Here is a 17690-nt window from a genome sequence, read left to right as displayed (position 1 = left end):
AAATGGCAAGGGCTCTTCGGTATCGCAGCAGGACCGAGAGACAGCATGCATTCGCCCTCTCCCCAAAATGCTCGCCTCTTGCGACCCTGAAACAGCTATGGCATCCGGGAACATCCATGACGCGCGCTGAAGAGCCTTCAGCTCCTGACGACCAGCCGACGCTTACCCACGCGACGGAGGTGCCGTTGGAACCCGAGCCTGCGCTGCCGCCCGAGAAGCAGCACATCGCACCGACGCGTCCGCCGGAGGAGTCCAAGTACAAGACGCTGGAGCTGCGCAGCTTCGAGGTCGACGAAGTGGACGATCGCCGTGCTCCGACGCGCAAGATCGAGCGCAACCAAGTCCAAGCCCTGCTCGATCAATACGGCATCGGTGGCCAGCTCCCGCCGAACAGTCCGTTGCCGATGATGAAGGGCACGCCGTTGCCGGGTACGCCAGTACCCCAAACGCCAGCGGCGCAAGGACCGCAATCCCAAGCGCCCCAGTCGCGTCCACCGCAGTCGCAGCATCCGCGCGGAAGAGCGCCGGCGCCTGCGACTTATGCGTGGCTCTGGGTTGCCGTGCTGCTCGGTGCTGCCGTCGTGGGCGTGCTGGTTGGGCTGGTCCTCTTGAAGCTGCGCTAGCCTTAGAGTTGGGCTTTCAAACCGATCTGGACCCATCTCGGCGCGTTGGGGCGAGCGCCGTAAGGTCGGTGGCCGGTGATGAAGTGGTTGTCCGTGAGGTTACGCACGTTGGCGTAGAGCCGAATCCCCTTGCTGAGGTTGAAGAACGCCGACGCGTCGAGCCAAACTTGAGGGTCGGTGGCGAGCGCCTGGTCCAGTGGACCCGAGCCAGCGATCTCGCGCGTGGCGGCGACGTAGTTGAAGCCTAAGTTCCCACCGGCTCTCGAGTGCTCGAGCCCTGCCTCGAGGTGCAGCTGGTGCCTGGGCACGTAGGGGACTTCGTCACCTTTGGTCACGCTGCCAAAGATTGGGTCGTCGGACTCGAAGCTGGATTCGAACTCGCTGTAAGTCAGCGTGTAGGCGCCGGCTACAGGTGCTTTCAGTGACCCGCCCAGCGGGAACTCGTGTTGGATGCTGCCTTCGACCCCGAAGATGCGCGCCGCGCCAGCATCGAACTGGCGATCGAGATCGTCGTTCAAGCAACCGCTTGAGAAGGTGCAGACGTCGGTCAGGTTGGAGTAGTCATTGTAGAAGCCAACCGCTTCCAGCAGCGTGCGGGCCTTTGAGTAGCGGACACCAGCCTCGTAGTTGATGCTCAGTTCCGGTTTCACAAACTCCGCGCTGCCTGGCGCAGGAGGGCTGAAGCCGCGATAGCCTCCCGCGAGCACGCCAAAATGATCGGTGAGCGACCAGAAGGCACCCAAGCTCGGCAACACCACGACCAGCGAATTCCCGCGCTCCTGGAGCGACAGGCGGTCGACGAAGCTGCCGGCGATGCTCTCCGTGCGCACTCCGGGAGTGATGATGAAACGCCCAAAGCTCATGGCGTCTGACACGTGCACGGCCGCAGCGTACGATGACGCTTCGTTCAGCGCGGTGACTTCGGTTGGCGTTCCGTCAGGGAATAGCTCGCCTCTTGCCGCAAGGAAGCCGTCCTCGCTGTGGCGTCGCTCGATGCGATCATAGTGGGCGGTGACACCATACTCGAAGCGATGGGCAAGGCCACCGGTCGAGGTGTCCCAGCGCACACGAACGTCGACTCCCTGCGAGACGAACTTGCGTTGGTTGGGGCCGATCAGCAGCGTCTCGGCGGGTGAAGTGCTCTCGGCTTCGCCTCTCAAGATTGCGTAGAAGACCGCGTTTTGAGGGCTGTTCGGGTCCTCGAGTACGCTCGCTATGCTTGCCCCGCGGAAACTATTGACCTTGCGCCAGATGCGGGAGAAGTCGTGTCTGTAGGCCTTGGTCGTGATCTTGAGCTTGGGGAGCGGCGAAATCTCGTGGGTTAGCGTCGCGGACGTCCGGTGCCACTCCATGCGGTCCAACTGACTCGCTGAGTAGCGAGCGAGGGGAGTGCGCTTGAAGTCGTCGTCGCTCAAACCGAGGTACGTCTCGTTGGATACCTCATCGGCGTATGAGAGCTTGAGGTTGAAGTGATGTGGCGCTTCAGCCGTCGGGTTGGGCACGTAGCTCGCCTTCGCCATCCACTCGTTCTTGACGAAGCCTGTGTCTGCGCCGCTCGGCAGTTCCTTGAAGCCGTCGTTGCCGAGGTGCACGCCTTCGATCAGAAACCCGGTCGTCCCGTCGCTCGACCCGAAGTAGCCGTGGGCCTTGCGATAGCCGTACTCTCCCAAGCTGATGTCCGCTCTCGCAGATGTTTCCGTGGGGATGGGGCGCGTGATCAGATCGATGGCACCACCAACCGACTGCGGACCGTAGGCGATCGCCGCCGGACCCTTGATCACCCGGACGTAGGTCATGCGGGTCATCAGCGGGAAGAAGTACGCCGCGGGAGCGGAGTATGGCGCGGGGCCGAAGGGGATGCCATCTTCTAGCAGCGTCACCTTCTTCGAGCGATCGGGGTTCACTCCTCGCATGCCGATGTTGGGGCGCAGGCCGAGACCATCTTCGCCCCGTGAGTAGACACCAGGAACGCGGGTGAGCACCGCGTGCGGATCGTCATACTCGTACCGCTCCAGGTCCCGTTCGCGGACTACGTGAGCGGAGCCCGCCGTCTTTCCAATCGGTGTGGCCATCACCAACACTTCTTGTTCCGGCTCGGCTTCGCTTGCGGGGTCTGCCTCCGGCGTGACCGATGACTCGGAGTCTTCGGGTGTTGGGGGTGAGGGGTGCGGTGTCTCGCTCCAGGTGAGAGGAGAATAGGCGGTGCAAGCGAGGGCGCAGGCGACCGTCCGCATGAGGCGTGTCATAAAGCTCTCTTCAAAAGCGCTGGCGTCAATGGGCAGCGAGGCGCTGCTGGGTGTTGGACCGGAGTCGGAGCGGAGGCGTCGCAGGTGCCGCGAACACCCAGTTAGCCGGCCCGATACCGTCTCGCACCCGTGCGAGATCCACTCGGGGGTCGATCAAGCGGGACATCGGGCGACCATTCATTGACGCCCAGGCGTCCGCGTGAACCTGGACGTCAGCTATCCCTCGCTGCTCATAGTCGGCAGCGATGTGGTGCGCGAGCTGCAAGATGAGGTCGGGTTGGGTCGCGAGCTCCCGCTCTTGGATGCGTGTCAAATAGTTCCGGGGGGAAACGTGCTGGGTCAAGCCGCTGGGTGTGCGGACGACGTAGGTCACGCTCCCGTTCTTCTCGCGGGCCATGACGCGCCAAGAGAAGCGCATGCCTTGCTCGTGCCAGAGTACGTTGCCGCCATAGGTCCAATGTCGCAACGGAAGCGCTAGCTGCACCAGACAGAACACTGCGAGTCCCCATGCCAAGGCGGGAGGCACCCGTGCGACGCGCGCGGATCGGCTAGGAGGTCTCCGTAGCCTCTCGCGAGTCCACCGGCCTATTCGAGCAAAGGCGCTTGGAGGAAAGAACACCAGCGCTGCCGCCAACATGATGAAGGGGAACATCCCGATTGGGAACAGCACCCGCGTCAGCACGTGGAACGTGACCGCGACGATGTACGCTGGTGCGCGGGTGCGTCGATAGAGCAGCAGCCAAACCACACTGAGATCGAACAGGAAGCCGCACCAACTCATCACCAGCGCGGCCCCTGGCAGCGCGAACACGTCTCCCAGAAATGGAATGTGGGTTCGCGAACTGAGCCAAATCCCTAACGGTTGTCCGTGGATCAACCAGTCGCTGTTCGCCTTCGCGAGCGCGGCGAAGGTGTAGACGATGCCAACTTGAAGCCTGAACAGCCACAGCCAGAAGCGTGGGTGCTGAGCCTGGGGGGACGCGCGTCCAAGCCATACGTCGAGGGACGCGAACTTCCCCGCAGGCGACAGGCTGAGCAGCAGCGTCAGGATGCAGACCAGGTAGTAATGGTTCAGGTAGTTCGCGACGTCGACCAACTGCAGGTAGCTGAAGCAAAGAAACAGCGCGACGCAGCTAACCCGGAAGAACAACCCGAGGCTGACCAGGACGCCGAGCAGTGCAGTGAGCCAGAAAAGCCCGTGCATCGCCGCCGAGTCAACTACCGGCACCCAGCCCAGACCCCAATAGCGGAAATGGAACGTCGGTTCCGTGAAGAACTGCTCGACCCATCCGTACGCGATGAAGCGAAGCGCGCTCACCGTCACAATCGTCCCGAGCGCGAAGCGCAAGACCACCAGCCACTCAGCCGCCACCGGTTGGTGGAGCGCCGCCGTCAGCCTCGAGGAGCACCGCCGCGCGTCAGTCATTGTCGCCCTCGGCGCTCTTTGGCAGTTCGAGGTTAAGCACGGTGACGAACTCGGTCTTCAGGATGTCGGTCAGTTGCTTCACGGCGGCGTACGCACGTTCGACGCTGGCCTTGTCGCTCGTCACCGCCGCGTCCAGCGGTCCTGGCACTTTCCCTAGCTCGAGCTGCGCCCCATCGAGTGCGCTCAACATGCGCTGACTCACTGACTCCGCACCAACCGCGATCAGCCAATCGTCGAAGCCGAGACGAAGCCCCGAATCCGTGCAGCCCTCGAAGAGATCCCGAAACCCTACGAGGTTGTTCGCGATATGCGCGAGTGAGCCCTTGCTGTACGGGAGCTCGACCGCTTCGGGACACGCCTCGGCGAAGCAGTCCACCAGCCCTACCGGCCTGCCGAGCTTCCAGTCCTTTAGCTCCTTGTCGACGTAGAACAGCGCGTCGCTGACCGCGTTGAGAGCAGCCTGATCACTATCGAACACGCCGGAGCCGTTGCCTGCCGTGGCGAGGGTGCTGCAGAAGTTCTTGCCTTCTGGAAATGCGTCCTGTGTCGGCACCCAGAACTCGACCAAGCGCGTGGCGCTCGTGAGGACCAGAGAGCTGACCGCTCCCGCGTAGGCCGCCTTGCGCCCACGAAGCTCCGCGGCGCCGAGCGCGCTCCAGCTGCCGTTCGCGTTGATTGCGGAGAAGCTCGAACAACCGTTGTCAGTGCCAGGATAGAAGAGCAGGTAGTCGAGGGCGGAGTGAGTGCGCCCGTTGATCAGCGACGAAGCGAACTCTGGCTTCGTGTAATCCTGACTGACGAGCTGCTCGTCAACCTTGCAGCGACTCACCAGGGGCCAGCCGTAGATCTGATCTCGAAGATCTTGCGCGCCAGGCTCGCCGCTGCGCGCAGCTGGGCCAAATCGGAAGAGTTCTGCGCGTTGCCATGAGGAAATTGTTTTGCGCCAAGCGTTCTGCGCCGAGAGCGCATTGACGTCCGAAGGTTCGGCCGCAAAGGCTTGGGTGGTGCGCTGAAGTTCCAGCGCGGCCTGGCGGTGAGCCTCGTAGCGAGTCAGAGCGCACTGGGCGATCGACGCCAGCAGTGCCGACTTGCTGAAGCTTTCTGGCTCTGCTTCGAGCTGGCAACTCAGCGCCGCGTGTTCTCCGGCATCAGGGCCTGCGTCGAGCGCCCCGCCAGTTCCACCCAATGTCCAGCCACCACCGGTCCCGGGAGCTCCACCAGCTCCTGCGTTGGCGCTGCCCCCAGCACCCGTGGGTGGCGCGATCTGCCCAGAGTAGACGTGCTCATCGGGTGGCGGCTTCCTACAGCCGGCCCACACACAGATGGCCGCAATCAACCCCAGCGTTGCCTTGCGTACCTGGATCATGAGTATCCTCGAGGATATGAGCGCGCCGTGGGTTCCAACACGGCGCGCGCGCGGTCGGGTTTTACAGGGCGTTGAAAGACACCCAGCCAATCAACATCCTATTAGAGCGGCAGCAGAACGAGCGCCGCGTCGTCGTCCGCGCTGTCCACGCGGAGGTAGCCTGCTGCGGCGAGCCACTTGCCGTCGGGAGACACAGCGGCGCCGAACAGCGCTTGATCCACGCTCCCGAAGTCGTAGAGCTTCACTCCGTCGGTGTCGAAGTTCGTGTCGAGCGCTCCGTCCGCCGTCGTGATGAGGATCATGGCGTGGATCACGCCCGTGCTCGGCGAGCCTGAGCCGACATGGACAGTGCGGTCGTCGGCGAGTGGCAAGACGTTGCGTCCGCGGTCGTTGTCGGCTGCGATGTCGTAGATCAGGCCACCGTTCGTTGCCCACGTGGTGTCAGCAGCGCCATCGGCGTTGTAGCGGAACGAGACCAGGTCGACGGTTCCGGTGCCCTGCTCGCGTCCATACCCCGTGGTGACGTACTTGCCGCTGCTTTGCAGCGCCGCCCCGTAGGCTTCGGCCATGCCGGGGGAGGGGAGCGGTGCTGAGCGAAGGATCCCATCTGTATCGAAGGACGTGTCCAGTGTCCCATCAGCATTGAACCGGGCGAGCACGATCTGGTTGCTGCCGCTCACGTTCGTGTAGCCGCCGTGGAAGATTTTGCCATCTGGCTGGACGAAACCGTTGCGCCCGTTGTCGTTGAGGTCCAGGCCATCCACCCCGTACACATGCTTCCCTGTGGAATTGAACGTGGTGTCTAATGCGCCTTCTGACGTCAGTCGCGCGACGAAGCGGTCCCGGTCCGCCCGAGCCTCCGCCTTCGCCATGCCAAAGAGCAAGATGCGGTCTTGTGAGTCCACTGTCGCGTTCCACAGTGAGTCGTTGATATCGCTCGTGCCGTCGTTGCCACCCGTGGTGATGTCGATGATCGCCACCCCGTTCGTCCCGAAGGCCGTGTCGAGGGTGCCATCGCTGTTGAAGCGCGCGACGGCGATGTCTGCGTCGACGTAGGTCGCATTGGGGTCATGCTCCACCGTGCCGGCGACGACCACCTTGCCATCGCTCTGGATGCCGAGGCCCCTTGCTTGCTCGAGGGTTCCCCCGGCGACGGCGTTGACATACGCGATTCCCCCAGTTCCGAAGCTCGCGTCGTAGGTGCCATCCAAGTTGAAGCGTGCCACCACGAGGGCGGAGTCCCCGTTGAACTCGGAGTAGCCCGCAGCGTACGGCCGACCTTGAGCGTCGAAAGCCGCCGCCCAGAAGCGGTCGTTCTCCGTTTGTGAGAGCGGTACCGCGCCTGCGAATTCGGTACCAGACGTGCCGGCCGCGCCACTCGTTCCAGCAGCCCCGGCAGTTCCGCCGGTTCCAGCAGTTCCGCCCGTCCCACCGGCGCCAGCGCTACCAGCCACGGCACCCGTCCCGGCCGTACCGCCAGTGGTGGAGCCCGCGCTGCCCCCGCTAGCGGCGCTGCCAGCATTGCCGGCTGTACCTCCATTCCCTGCGGAACCACCTGCGGCGCCGCTGCCCCCGCTGCCTTTGCTGTCCTCCGAGTCGCTGCCGCACCCAATCAGGGGGACACAAGAAGCGAAGCCGACGAGAAATCCGAGACGGGTGAGGGGATGCATGCTTACGAGACCTTCCTTTGGCGAGCCCCAAGTCGAGGGCTGGTTTCGCTCCTATCTTTGTTGAAAATGATTTTCAATATCTATTTGCGGGGTGCGAGAGGCGGATCCTGCGGCCATTTTGAGCCTCGGTTAGTAGAAAATGGATGTCGTTTTCATAACCTACGCCCAGCAAACGGGCCCGATCGAGGCATTGCACCCGAAGTCTCCGGACGTCCGGATCGCTAGCCGAGGTTGGGAGCCGCGCCGGCTTCCGGCGGTGTGGGCTGCGGCTCGACCCCTGCGCTGGTGCGCGCGATCAGTGGACGCGAGCGCCGGAACGCCGCAGCACCCAGCAGGCAAAGCACTGGAGTTACTACCAAGTGGTAGCGATCGTCCCCAAAGAACACCGCGTGAATCAACGTAGTCGAGAACAGCAACCCAAACGCGTAACGGCCCACGCCTCCATGCAACGGCCGACCCGGTACTGGCAGCAACGCCAGCAGCGGAATCAACGTCGGGAGCCAGAAGAACGGGTGTTCGTCGTTGAAGATCGCGTATCCCGCCAGCCCCAACAACACGCTGAAGAGCATCGCTTGAACCACCCAGGCCAACGTGGCCTGGTTGCTGAGCTCCTTGCTGTCGCGCTGCGGGTTCCTACGTCGGTCGCTGAGCGGCAGACCAACCACGGAGAACGCCGCCAGGATTAGTAATCCACGGTGGAAATGCGAGAGCAAGTTCCGCCCGGCTACCCGACGATGCTCCGGCCAGGCGTTGGGGTTCGCTTCGCGGAGGTACTCTATCGCGAACGACTCATGGTCATAGGTGTGGCCCAGCTTCTTGGGCATCAAGGAGATCCAACGTTTCGGATCCTTGAGGATGGCCTCGCGCCCCACCTTCGCCCAACAACGATCCTGTTGCACCTGTCCAGTGACGACAGGGCAGCCATCTTGAGCCTTCAACGTGCGGAAACGTCCGCTGTCGGTTAGCGCGCCGATGGCCAGGTTCCAGCCACCGTTTGTCGACACGAAGGCGCAACCATCCATGCGGTTGCAGTTGCGAATGGTCCAGGGCATGACCACGGCGAACGTAACGGCGAGGCTAACCGCCGCCAGCGCCAACGCCCGCCAGCGCTTGCCATCATGCAGCAGCGCCGAGAGCGGCGCTGCCAGCAGCACCGAGGGCCGCACGAGCGTCGCAAGTCCCAGCATGATGCCGCCGTAGGCGGCGCCTTTCAGCTGGCCGCGGCGGCTGTAGATGATCAGCGCTGCCCACGAGAGCAGCAACGCCGTCAACAGCTCCGTCATGACGACCGCGCTGTAGGCGATGAGCCCGGGATGCAGGGCGATCAGCGCAGCCGCTACGCGCGCACGGTTCGTGCTGAGGAAGCAGCGCCCGAGTCGATGCCCCACGGCGATCTGCAGAGCACCAATCGCGGCGTTTGCGATCGGTGCCACGAGCAGGCCCCGCCCAAACACCAAATAGAGCAAGCCGAGAAAGGCGCTGTAGCCTACCGGGTAGTGGCACCAGGCTTTCCACACGGCTTGGCCACCGACGATGACATCCTCGGAGTAGCCGAGGCCCTCGGCGATACGTGTGGCGCCGAAATGGTAGTAGTGACCATCCCACACCGGTTCTCGCGACCACGCGATGGCCACATAAAGACGCGGCAACAGGCCGAGTAGGCTGACCACCAAGGTGAAGCCCCAGTCGGGGGTGTGCGACGCGTTCTTGGCTGCAGCGTCAGGCACCGTGCCGGCTCATCCTCACGGATCCACTCCGTGCGCTTGGCGCCACGCGCGGTGCCGCTTGAGGTAGCTGCGGCTGACTTGCGCCGGATCCACCTTGAGGTACTTGGCCACCTCCTGGACGAAGCCGCGTGTGTACACCGCCGCCGGCAGACTTCGGAAGTCCTCTTCTTCGATCGCCTTGAGGTGGGATGCGCTGATTTTCGTGCGATTCGCGATCTCTTCGATCTCGATGCCCAATGATTGGCGCACCTTCTTCAAGAGCGCACCACTAAACTCAGTTTCCGGGTGGATTTCTCGCGCCAACTCCGCGCGTAGCATGGCGCGCTCCGCCGCGAGGGCTGCGTCCACCTCTGGCCGTGGCGGCTGCTCACCGGCCTCGGCCTCAGGGAACGTTGACTTGTCGTACGCGCGTCGCCGAATGGGATCGAGCAGCGTATCGTAGGCCTCATCAACGCGCGCGCGTTCGCGGGCCAGCTCTTCTTCCGTCAAGAGCGAGGTAAGCGGAAGGCTGTCCTGTTGATAGATCTCTCGCTGGCGCTTGTAGGCGCGGCGCAACTCTTCGTCGCTGGCGCCGCGGTGAGTCCACAGCACTTCGTATAGGTTTGGCTCCGCGGGCACGATGGGCACGGGTGTGGCCACCTTGGTTTGCTCGCGCGTGGTCGCCAGCGCCAGAATGCGCCGAGCGATGCGCTCGATGTTGCGGGCGGCTTTGCTCGTGGGCGAGTCGATGAGCAGCGGCCGGCGGCGAACTACGGAGAGCCAAACAGAGTCTTCCTGTTCGACGTGGCCGACGTAGTCGAACTCCACGCCCAAGTAGCGCCGGCTCATGTCGCACATCGCGGTGCCGAGGTCGTTGTCCGTACGTAACCGCGCGGAATTAACCACGAGTCGCGGTCTCAGCTTTGCGAGCTCAGCGGCCGCCAGCTCGGCAACGGAGCTGTCGTAGCGAGCGATTGCCCGCACCATTTCGATGGGTGAGGGCAGGGGCGGAAGCGGATCCTGCGCGCGCTCCACCATGCGAACCTTGAAGCGGTCCTTGATCAGTGTGCGTCGTAGCTTGCGTTGGAACAGCGCGCGGGCGAAGCGGTAGGTTGCCTCGACACTTGGAGGCTCAGGCGAGGTGACGCAGAGCCCGAGGTCTGCCGTGAGGAACAAGTCCAGCGTGGCGGGTGTAGTCCCTGCGCCCAGATCGAGGATCACGTAGTCCACATCCAGCTGCCGCAGCCTGAAGGCCCAACGCGCCTTGCGCCCTGGACGTAGCGGCACGGTGGAGTTTCGGGAGTACGCCTGAGGCAAGAGCAGCAGGCCAGGCACCTGCGTCTTGATCGGCGTGAGTTCTTCTTCTTCGGGAGCGTCTTCGTCGTTGCCTGCCCGGGGCATCGCCTCGCCGAGCATCGTGTGCAGATCCGCGCCTGCGGGGTTGGCGTCAGCCACCACCACGGTGCGTCCGAGCTGAGCCAAGTAGACGCCCAGGTTGATCGCCACGATGCTCTTTCCCACACCGCCGCGACCACCAGCCACAGCGATCACGTGGCGCACGACTCGCGGCGCGTCTGCGCCGGGTCCGCTATCGGGCGGCGGTTCCGAGGGATAGAGGCTTCCGCTAGACATGGTTAGGGGGCTGAGCACGCGGACGTGGCGCGCTGGGCGCGTGGCCAACGGTGCGCCATGGAGCGAGGCAATTCAGGGGCTTTGCCCGGGAAAGGCGGGAATAAACCACGAGTTGAGAGGCTGAGCGCTAGATACTTTCTGTCATCGACGCGAGCGCGGCACGCATGTAACGCAGATCCGCGTCCGAATCGACAAGTCCTCACAGAGGCGGGCTGCCGACCGGGTAGCATTGCGCCGCACCTCACACTAGAGTCCCCCAACCATGCCCTCGCTCAGGTCCGTCCTCGGCACAGCAGTGCTCGCGCTTCTGCAATTGAATTTCAGCACTTGCGAACATCGGGGAGACGAGAATCCACCAACCGCGGACTCGGCGACGGTGGACAACGTCGAGCTACCGGGCGTGGACACCACGGAGCTCACTCGTCGCGAGCAGCGGGAGTGGTCTACCTATGTCAGCGACCTGCTGGCGCCCTGTCCGGATCAGCCTGTCAGCATCGCTCAGTGCGTGAAAGAAGCCCGCAAATGCGACGGTTGCAAGCCTGCGGCGGATTTCCTCCTGACGCAGGTACGTCGTGGGCGCACGCGCAATCAGGCTGAGGCGGCGTTCCGTGTGCGCTTCTCTACAGATGAAGTGAAGCCCGTCGAGATCGGAGACTCCCCGACCAAGGGCGCGAAGGACGCGCCGGTCACCATCGTCGAGTGGGCCGACTACGAGTGTCCCCACTGCGGCATGATGGCCCCCATCCTGGATGGCTTGGTGGAGCGCTTCCCGGGCCAGGTCCGCTTCGTGTTCAAGAACTACCCCCTGGCCATCCATGAGCACGCCGAGATGGCAGCTCGCGCCGCGGTTGCCGCAGGGAAGCAGGGCAAGTTCTGGGAGATGCACGACCTGTTGTTCAAGAACCAGGCGAGCTTCACCAACGACTTCGCCGGTTTCGCCAAGCAGTTGAACCTCGACGTGAAGAAGTTCCTCAAGGACATCGACAGCGAAGAGGTCGCCGACGCCGTGGCGAAGGACAAGAAGGAGGCCGACAAGCTCGGGCTCGAAGGGACGCCGATGATCTACATCAACGGTCGGAACTTCACGAGCGGCTACTTCGACACGAAGGAAGACTTGGACGACTTCGTGAAGCTCGAGATCAAGCTTCGCACCGGCAAGGACGTGGAGCCGAAGCCGATGCCGAAGGCGCCGGCGAGTGCAGAAGAGGGTGGGGATACCCAGCCCGTCGCGGCTCCGTCAGGCGCGAAGACAGCGCCGAGTGAAAAGCCAGCGCCTAGCGCCAAGCCCAGCAAGCCTGCTCCGAGCGCCAAGTAAGCCATGAAGTCAGGCATGGAGGGCGAGGGGTGTTTCCCCACGGGACGCCACTATCCCGGCATCGCTCATCTGTTGCGCGTGGTCGCGAGCGGACTCGCTGATGAGTTCGACGGTCAAACCGAGATGCACCGCCTGCCGGTGGTCAGCATCGACACCGAGACTACAGGCCGCGATCACAACGTCGACCGTGTGGTCGAAGTCGCGTGCGTGATCTACCGCGAGGGACAGGTCGTGGCGCGCCACGATTGGCTGGTCAATCCCGGAATGCCGATCCCCAAGGAAGCGTTCGACGTTCACGGCATCAGTGATGACGACGTGAAGGACAAGCCGCCGTTTTCCTCGGTTGCTTTGGAGATCCTCGAGGCGATGCGTCAGGGCGTGCCCTTGGCCTACAACGCCGAGTTCGACCGGGACTTCCTCCACGCTGAGTTCGCCCGTTGCAATTTGGACGTTCCCAATCTGCCGCCGGCAGCGCGCAAAGGCGTGGAGTGGTTGGATCCGCTCACCTGGGCACGAGAGCTCCAGAAGGATGCAAAGAGCAAGTCCCTTGGGGACGTGTGTGAGCGCCTAGGTATCGACATCGGCCGCGCCCACCGCGCAACGGACGACGCCGAAGCCGCAGCCAAGGTGCACGGGATCTTCGCTACGGACTCGAGGGTGCCCCGCAACTACGCCGCGTTCGTTCTCGAGCAGAAGCGCCTAGGCCGTATCTTCGACGACGAGCGCCGCATGTGGCGCCGGGCCTAGCTGCCGCCCCGGAATCCGCGGCGTCCACACGGCGTTTCCGTGAGATGTGGGATCCAGTCCTTCCCAAGCTATGCTGCTCGACGATGAGCCGTCGTAGCCCGATCTTGGTTTGGGGGTTAGGAGCGCTGCTCGCCCTCCCGTGCTGCGGCGGTGAGCAACGCAAAGCCGACGCTCCTCCAACCATTCGGGTCGGCGATGAAAAGACCCAGGAGGAAGCTGAGCCAGTCGAGCGGTCAGAGGTCAAGGGCGTCATCGTCTGGGCGCGCCCGGACGACTCCGAGCAAACGACCAGCTACTGGTTGGATCCCGAGGGAAATGTTCTCAAGGAGCAACCGGGGATTTTTATGCTGGCCGGGGGTAAAGAGTGGGAGTTCTCGAAGACCCTCGGGCGCATGCCCGTGTACGAGTGCGATGCAGTGATGGGCGACACAGCCAGCGCCCCGACGGATCACAAGGAGACTCAGGTCCCGAGCCTGATTGAGCTCAAGACCCGTCGGAGCTGGGAGCTCTGGGAGCAGCCAAAGCCGGGGCCTGAAGAGCGCTACAATGACTACAGCCAAAATGTAGGCCTGATCGCCTCTGCGGGTCGCTATCTGGTGCTCGCAGATTTCACCTGGGTCTACGGCTGCGGTGCCCACGGCTTCAGCGTGGCGACCTACTCCGCGTATGACCTAGAGCGCAAGCAGAAGCTGCCCTTGCTTTCTCCCGCGGAAACGAACGAGCTGAGAGGGCACGAACTGAGTCAGGCGGTTGCCGCGTTCAAGGCTGCAGGGGACGGTTTCGACGAACCGACCGAGGAGCAGGTGACGTTGATCAACGTCATCCCGGAGGTCACTCCTCAGGGAAAGCAGCAAGCCGAGCTCGTGTTCTCCATTGGCACTTGCTACGCCTGCACCCACGGCGAAGGTTCGAGCTACACGGCAACTACCCGCGTAGTCGCCGAGACGTTGCCGCGCGCTCTTGCAGAGCAACCGCTACCGAAGGCGGTGGTGCGCTTCGCGGGGACTCATCCAGTGCGAGGCTGGTCGGCGAGGTAAGCTAGTCAGGGCGACTACTGCGTGCTGCGAACGGCGGCCTCGTCGCCAGGCCAGCTTTCGAACTCTGGCAGTCCGTCGCTGATTTCGTACCAAGGAGACTTGGAGCCTACGAAGATGTGCGCCTCCGGAACGCGCCCAGGATGCTGCTCAAGCCCGCCCAAGGGCAGCCCGATGATGTCGGGTAAGTCGGCGTACGTGTTGATCAGGTTCGAACCACAGATGGAGCAGAACGAGCGAGTGACGTTCGGCGCTGAGTTGTAGAAGGAAAGCTGCTCCTCCCCCCGAACCCACCTGAAATGTTCGCGACGGATGGATGCTCGGGTCCTGAAGGCGGCACCATGCCAGCGTCGGCATTTCGAGCGATGGCAGTTGTAAACCGGGCCAAGCGCACCGGTAACTTCGTAGGCGATGGCCTCGCAAAGGCACTTACCAGTCAACATATTGCCTCTTGCAGACGCCGCAGACGAAGCTGGTATTCCCGCGTGAGTCGGCCGCTAGGCGCCGCGCACACCGTGCATGCGCATCAGCTGGCGGGTGCCATCGCTGAGCGGCACGCCTGCGAGGTCTAGCTGCTGAACGCACCAATTGACTCCGTCGGGAAACGACGCCGAGTACTTGAGGGGTAGCGGGTGTTGATAGATCCAGCTCACCGCGGTCATTGCGCCGCGCACCAGGCTGGACGTCACCACGCGTACGTCACCCAACGAGAAGCGACGCATCAAGGGCTGCCACTCTTGAGACTTCTGAGCTGCCAGTGCTCTGGTCTTCGCGGCGGGGCGGCTGCGCACGACGCTCAGATCGGACAAGGTGATGTTCATGCCCGCGCGTTCGTTGGATGCTGCCGCTCGAGTGACGGCGCTCTGCATGATCCGCTCGTAACCCTCGAACAGCGCGCTGTAGGCGTCGTAGTCCATGCCATCCGTCAGCGTCATGACGATGATCGGCCAGTAGGCATCGGTGACTTGCGGTGCGTGGGCCATGGTGAACGTCGCGCTCGACAAATATAGTCGGTTGACTCAAGCGGTGCACAACCGCACGACGTTCTATTCGTTCACGTGCGCTCGCGATCGCGTTGTGTACCGTTCGCGCCATGCATCGAACGATTCGAGGGGCGTTGGGGAGTTGGGGTGCGGTGTCGCTATTGACGTTATGCGTCGCGTGCGGATCCCAGGACAGCACTACGGCTGACGATTCGAGCGGTGGCACCTCGGGTAGCGCGGGTGCGGGGATGGGCGGAAACGCTGGTGCTGCGGCCGGAACATCCAGCGCGGAAACTGGTGGCGCGAGCGGCAGCGGGGGGACGGCTTCTAGCGGTAACGGCGGTACGGGCGCTAGCGGCGGCACAGCTTCGGGCGGCACCGGAGGGGCTAGCACTGGCGGGACCACTGGCGTTGGTGGCGGAAGCGCTGGGATCAGCAGCGGAGGTGTCGGCGGTACCCATGACGCCGGCGGCAGCTCGGCGGTTGGCGGAACCGGCGGCACTGCAGGCGGAGCCGGCGGCACTGCAGGCGCAACCGGCGGCACTGCAGGCGCAACCGGCGGAGTTGGGGGGACTGCCGGTGCAGCGCCGCTGGCGGACGAGATTCAGCTCAGGCTCACCAATCCCGGCGGCAGCACCTTGCTGAACGAGATCACCCAGTTTCGTCAGCTCAAGAACGGTGATCTCCTGATCGCCGGGCGCGGGAACGGTAGCCCGAATCAGCCCGGTGTGTTGATCCGATTGAGCCCATCCCTCAAAGTGCTCTGGGCGCGCGCCTGGCAGAACGAGACCCGTCAACAGTTCACCGACGTCCTTGAGCTGGATGACGGTGATCTAGTGGCATCGGGATACTATTATGCCTCCCTCTTCGAACCGTATCCCCTCGTGATGCGCCTTGGTGGTGACGGTATTCCCAAATGGGAACAGCACGGAACCGGCGAGGGCAAGGCGCTCGCGCTGGCGCTTGGCCCCAGTGGAACCTTGTTTATCGCCGGGACTCGAGGAAAGGAGGTCACCCCGAGCGGAACCGTCATGGAACTTGCGCTCGATGGGTCGACGATTCGTTCGCTTGGATTCGACCCTGGGATCGAGCGTGAAGTGAAGTGGATTCATCGGGGACCAGGCAACGACATGCTCGTGGTCGATGATTCGGGGCGCGTGATTCAGCTCACCTCGGCCGGTACGTTCCGCACCGGGTGGCGCATGACGGAGCAGCCCATTCAACTGCAGTTCGCTCCTGACGGCACCATCGCCTTCGTGGAAGACGGTGGCTATTATTCCGAGTTCGACATTCAGACAGGCGTACTGAAGCGCCGCTACCTCAGTGTGCCGACGGGACGTATCGACCTCGACCGCGTGTCGTTTCTCGGCAGTCACCCCATCGGCGTGCAAGATGGCAGCAGCTTCACGACTGTGATTGGCGACGTGCGTAACTCCTCTTCCTGGAACCTGATTTTCAAGAGCGGCGGTGGCTACGCGCACTGTCTGGAGAGCGCGGATGGTGCCCTGTATTGCGTCACGACCCGCTCCGCATATCGCCTAGCGGATCCAAGTCTTCCGGCAACGTGTGAGCGGGGAACGCTGCCCCATGGCTTCGTCTCCACGACACCCGCAACGGTGCATGGCGCTGGAGCTGGTAGCAACATCTCGGGAGGCAACGTCTACGAAGCCGTAACCATCACCGCCCACAGCGACCTGACGGTAGACCAGCTGGATGTGTGCCCGCCTTGATTCCGTGCGGTTCTGTCTGCGCTTGAAGCTAACCGCTGCGGCTGTCGCTCTTGTCCGCAGCTAACCACTGCGGCTGTCGCTCTTGTCCGCAGCTAACCACTGCGGAGCAACAACAGCATTCCAAGCACCGACAGCGCGAGCACGCCGATCGCCACGGCGGCTACGATGAAGTCCGTCTTTCCCCAGCCCGCCTTCGGCCGCCGGGTGCGAATCGTCGTATCCAGGCGAGCGTCCTTCTTGGGACGTTGAGCAATCGGCGCGGCAGCGCGCGATGAGGCTGCTGCCTTTCCCGATGAGCGCGCACCCCGCACCAGGTCGGAGAGTGCATCGCTGTCCGGCGCGGGTGTCTCCGCCTTGGGCGCGACGGTGTCTGGTGGGTCCACGGAGTCGTCCGGGGACATGTGCTCGTCCGCCGCGCGCTCCAGCTCTTCCAGAGCGAGCGCCACCGGGTCCTCGAAGCGCATCCGGTTGCTGCCGATGCCGAGGATTGCCGTTGAGGGCCAGCGCGTCTCCCGCTCCGCGGTGAGCTGCTGGCCGTCCAAGAAGGTGCCGTTCTTCGAGTTCAGGTCGCGCACGAAGACTTTGTCTCCGCGTCGGATGAGCTCGCAATGGCGGCGCGACGCGTCTTCGTCGTCGAACGCCAAATCGACGCTCTTGCCCCGACCGATCACGTAGCGATGCTCAAACAGCCCCAGCACCAACTCGCGCCCTGAGTCCGCACCTTCATAGACGGCGAGCTTGACCGAGGCGTCCTCCCCCTGGGAGCTCAGCGCGTTGGCCACCAAGGCGAGAGCCAGCTCTTTGGTGCTGTTGGGAGTGGCGAGCTGGGGTGCTACGGGCTTGATTTGAACTTCCAGCCAGACCCGGCCGACGCGGATCACGTCCCCACTTCGCAGCACCCGAGGTGACTGGGCGCCCAAGCGAACCGAACCGACGAACGTGCCGTTGGTGCTGCCCTCATCGACCACGATGTAGTCTGCGCCACGCTGGCGAATGGAGGCGTGGCGGTGGCTTACGCTGGGGTCCGGAAGGCGCACTTCGCAGCCGTCTCCACGTCCGATCACGACGCGCGGGGCGTCGAAGCTCAGCTCCGGTGGGCTCTCCACCTCGCCTGATCGGACGAGAACCGAGATCGGCATGCGCGGCGGATGATGGCACGAGAGGCCTTCTTAGCCAGCAAATTTGGCCCAAGTAGTCGCGCTCACGTATCGG

14 protein-coding genes are annotated in these 17690 nt (G+C 63.6%); 5 read left to right on the top strand and 9 right to left on the bottom strand.

What is annotated here, in order from left to right; genetic code table 11:
* The first annotated feature begins 116 nt into the window (after window positions 1-116).
* Entirely contained in the window at window positions 117-623 is a 507-nt protein-coding gene (locus H6718_27710) for a hypothetical protein (protein ID MCB9589232.1), read from the top strand.
* A 2-nt stretch (window positions 624-625) separates the two neighbouring features.
* Here H6718_27710 and H6718_27705 read toward each other — a convergent pair whose 3' ends face one another.
* The 6 genes from H6718_27705 to H6718_27680 all read right to left on the bottom strand — a co-directional run bounded on the left by H6718_27705 (window position 626) and on the right by H6718_27680 (window position 10669).
* Window positions 626-2695, bottom strand: a complete 2070-nt coding sequence (locus H6718_27705) for a TonB-dependent receptor (protein MCB9589231.1) — start codon at window positions 2693-2695, stop codon at window positions 626-628.
* 199 nt (window positions 2696-2894) lie between these two features.
* Complete coding sequence (locus H6718_27700; protein ID MCB9589230.1) at window positions 2895-4295, bottom strand: HTTM domain-containing protein; 1401 nt, start codon at window positions 4293-4295, stop codon at window positions 2895-2897.
* Window positions 4288-5661 (bottom strand): imelysin family protein, encoded by a 1374-nt coding sequence (locus H6718_27695; protein MCB9589229.1) that lies wholly within the window; start codon window positions 5659-5661, stop codon window positions 4288-4290. The genes H6718_27700 and H6718_27695 overlap by 8 nt, the downstream gene beginning before the upstream one ends.
* A 101-nt stretch (window positions 5662-5762) precedes the next feature.
* Complete coding sequence (locus tag H6718_27690; protein MCB9589228.1) at window positions 5763-7331, bottom strand: hypothetical protein; 1569 nt, start codon at window positions 7329-7331, stop codon at window positions 5763-5765.
* 221 nt (window positions 7332-7552) lie between these two features.
* Window positions 7553-9058, bottom strand: a complete 1506-nt coding sequence (locus H6718_27685) for a glycosyltransferase family 39 protein (GenBank protein MCB9589227.1) — start codon at window positions 9056-9058, stop codon at window positions 7553-7555.
* A gap of 15 nt (window positions 9059-9073) precedes the next feature.
* A complete protein-coding gene (locus tag H6718_27680; GenBank protein ID MCB9589226.1) occupies window positions 9074-10669 on the bottom strand; it encodes a helix-turn-helix domain-containing protein in 1596 nt (531 codons plus the stop codon).
* A gap of 262 nt (window positions 10670-10931) precedes the next feature.
* Between H6718_27680 and H6718_27675 the strand changes: the two genes are divergently transcribed.
* The 3 genes from H6718_27675 to H6718_27665 all read left to right on the top strand — a co-directional run bounded on the left by H6718_27675 (window position 10932) and on the right by H6718_27665 (window position 13768).
* Window positions 10932-11984 (top strand): thioredoxin domain-containing protein, encoded by a 1053-nt coding sequence (locus tag H6718_27675; protein MCB9589225.1) that lies wholly within the window; start codon window positions 10932-10934, stop codon window positions 11982-11984.
* A gap of 3 nt (window positions 11985-11987) precedes the next feature.
* On the top strand, window positions 11988-12731 hold the full coding sequence (locus H6718_27670) for a 3'-5' exonuclease (protein MCB9589224.1): 744 nt from the start codon (window positions 11988-11990) through the stop codon (window positions 12729-12731).
* A gap of 83 nt (window positions 12732-12814) precedes the next feature.
* On the top strand, window positions 12815-13768 hold the full coding sequence (locus tag H6718_27665) for a hypothetical protein (protein MCB9589223.1): 954 nt from the start codon (window positions 12815-12817) through the stop codon (window positions 13766-13768).
* 14 nt (window positions 13769-13782) lie between these two features.
* Here the strand turns inward: H6718_27665 and H6718_27660 are convergent, their stop codons facing one another.
* Window positions 13783-14208: a GFA family protein gene (locus tag H6718_27660; protein ID MCB9589222.1), complete on the bottom strand. Its 426-nt coding sequence runs from the start codon at window positions 14206-14208 to the stop codon at window positions 13783-13785.
* Window positions 14209-14262: 54 nt separating this feature from the next.
* The gene (locus tag H6718_27655; protein ID MCB9589221.1) at window positions 14263-14748 is read right to left on the bottom strand and encodes a hypothetical protein; all 486 of its coding nucleotides are present in this window, start codon (window positions 14746-14748) and stop codon (window positions 14263-14265) included.
* 110 nt (window positions 14749-14858) lie between these two features.
* On the opposite strand from H6718_27655, the gene H6718_27650 reads away from it, so the two are divergent.
* On the top strand, window positions 14859-16478 hold the full coding sequence (locus H6718_27650) for a hypothetical protein (protein MCB9589220.1): 1620 nt from the start codon (window positions 14859-14861) through the stop codon (window positions 16476-16478).
* Window positions 16479-16570: 92 nt separating this feature from the next.
* On the opposite strand, the gene H6718_27645 is transcribed toward H6718_27650, so the two are convergent.
* Window positions 16571-17617, bottom strand: a complete 1047-nt coding sequence (locus H6718_27645; GenBank protein ID MCB9589219.1) for an FHA domain-containing protein — start codon at window positions 17615-17617, stop codon at window positions 16571-16573.
* Between the last annotated feature and the right edge of the window lie 73 nt (window positions 17618-17690).

This window comes from Polyangiaceae bacterium, assembly GCA_020633205.1.
In the GTDB taxonomy this organism is placed as follows: domain Bacteria; phylum Myxococcota_A; class Polyangia; order Polyangiales; family Polyangiaceae; genus JAHBVY01.
This window is presented reverse-complemented; position numbering and strand designations above follow the sequence as displayed.

Excerpts from the sequence above, each read along its gene's own strand:
- H6718_27665 (MCB9589223.1), top strand. The coding sequence starts at position 12,815 with ATGAGCCGTCGTAGCCCGATCTTGGTTTGGGGGTTAGGAGCGCTGCTC.
- H6718_27690 (MCB9589228.1), bottom strand. The coding sequence starts at position 7,331 with ATGCATCCCCTCACCCGTCTCGGATTTCTCGTCGGCTTCGCTTCTTGT.
- H6718_27645 (MCB9589219.1), bottom strand. The coding sequence starts at position 17,617 with ATGCCGATCTCGGTTCTCGTCCGATCAGGCGAGGTGGAGAGCCCACCG.
- H6718_27655 (MCB9589221.1), bottom strand. The coding sequence starts at position 14,748 with ATGGCCCACGCACCGCAAGTCACCGATGCCTACTGGCCGATCATCGTC.
- H6718_27695 (MCB9589229.1), bottom strand. The coding sequence starts at position 5,661 with ATGATCCAGGTACGCAAGGCAACGCTGGGGTTGATTGCGGCCATCTGT.
- H6718_27670 (MCB9589224.1), top strand. The coding sequence starts at position 11,988 with ATGAAGTCAGGCATGGAGGGCGAGGGGTGTTTCCCCACGGGACGCCAC.
- H6718_27675 (MCB9589225.1), top strand. The coding sequence starts at position 10,932 with ATGCCCTCGCTCAGGTCCGTCCTCGGCACAGCAGTGCTCGCGCTTCTG.
- H6718_27660 (MCB9589222.1), bottom strand. The coding sequence starts at position 14,208 with ATGTTGACTGGTAAGTGCCTTTGCGAGGCCATCGCCTACGAAGTTACC.
- H6718_27700 (MCB9589230.1), bottom strand. The coding sequence starts at position 4,295 with ATGACTGACGCGCGGCGGTGCTCCTCGAGGCTGACGGCGGCGCTCCAC.
- H6718_27650 (MCB9589220.1), top strand. The coding sequence starts at position 14,859 with ATGCATCGAACGATTCGAGGGGCGTTGGGGAGTTGGGGTGCGGTGTCG.
- H6718_27710 (MCB9589232.1), top strand. The coding sequence starts at position 117 with ATGACGCGCGCTGAAGAGCCTTCAGCTCCTGACGACCAGCCGACGCTT.
- H6718_27705 (MCB9589231.1), bottom strand. The coding sequence starts at position 2,695 with ATGGCCACACCGATTGGAAAGACGGCGGGCTCCGCTCACGTAGTCCGC.
- H6718_27680 (MCB9589226.1), bottom strand. The coding sequence starts at position 10,669 with ATGTCTAGCGGAAGCCTCTATCCCTCGGAACCGCCGCCCGATAGCGGA.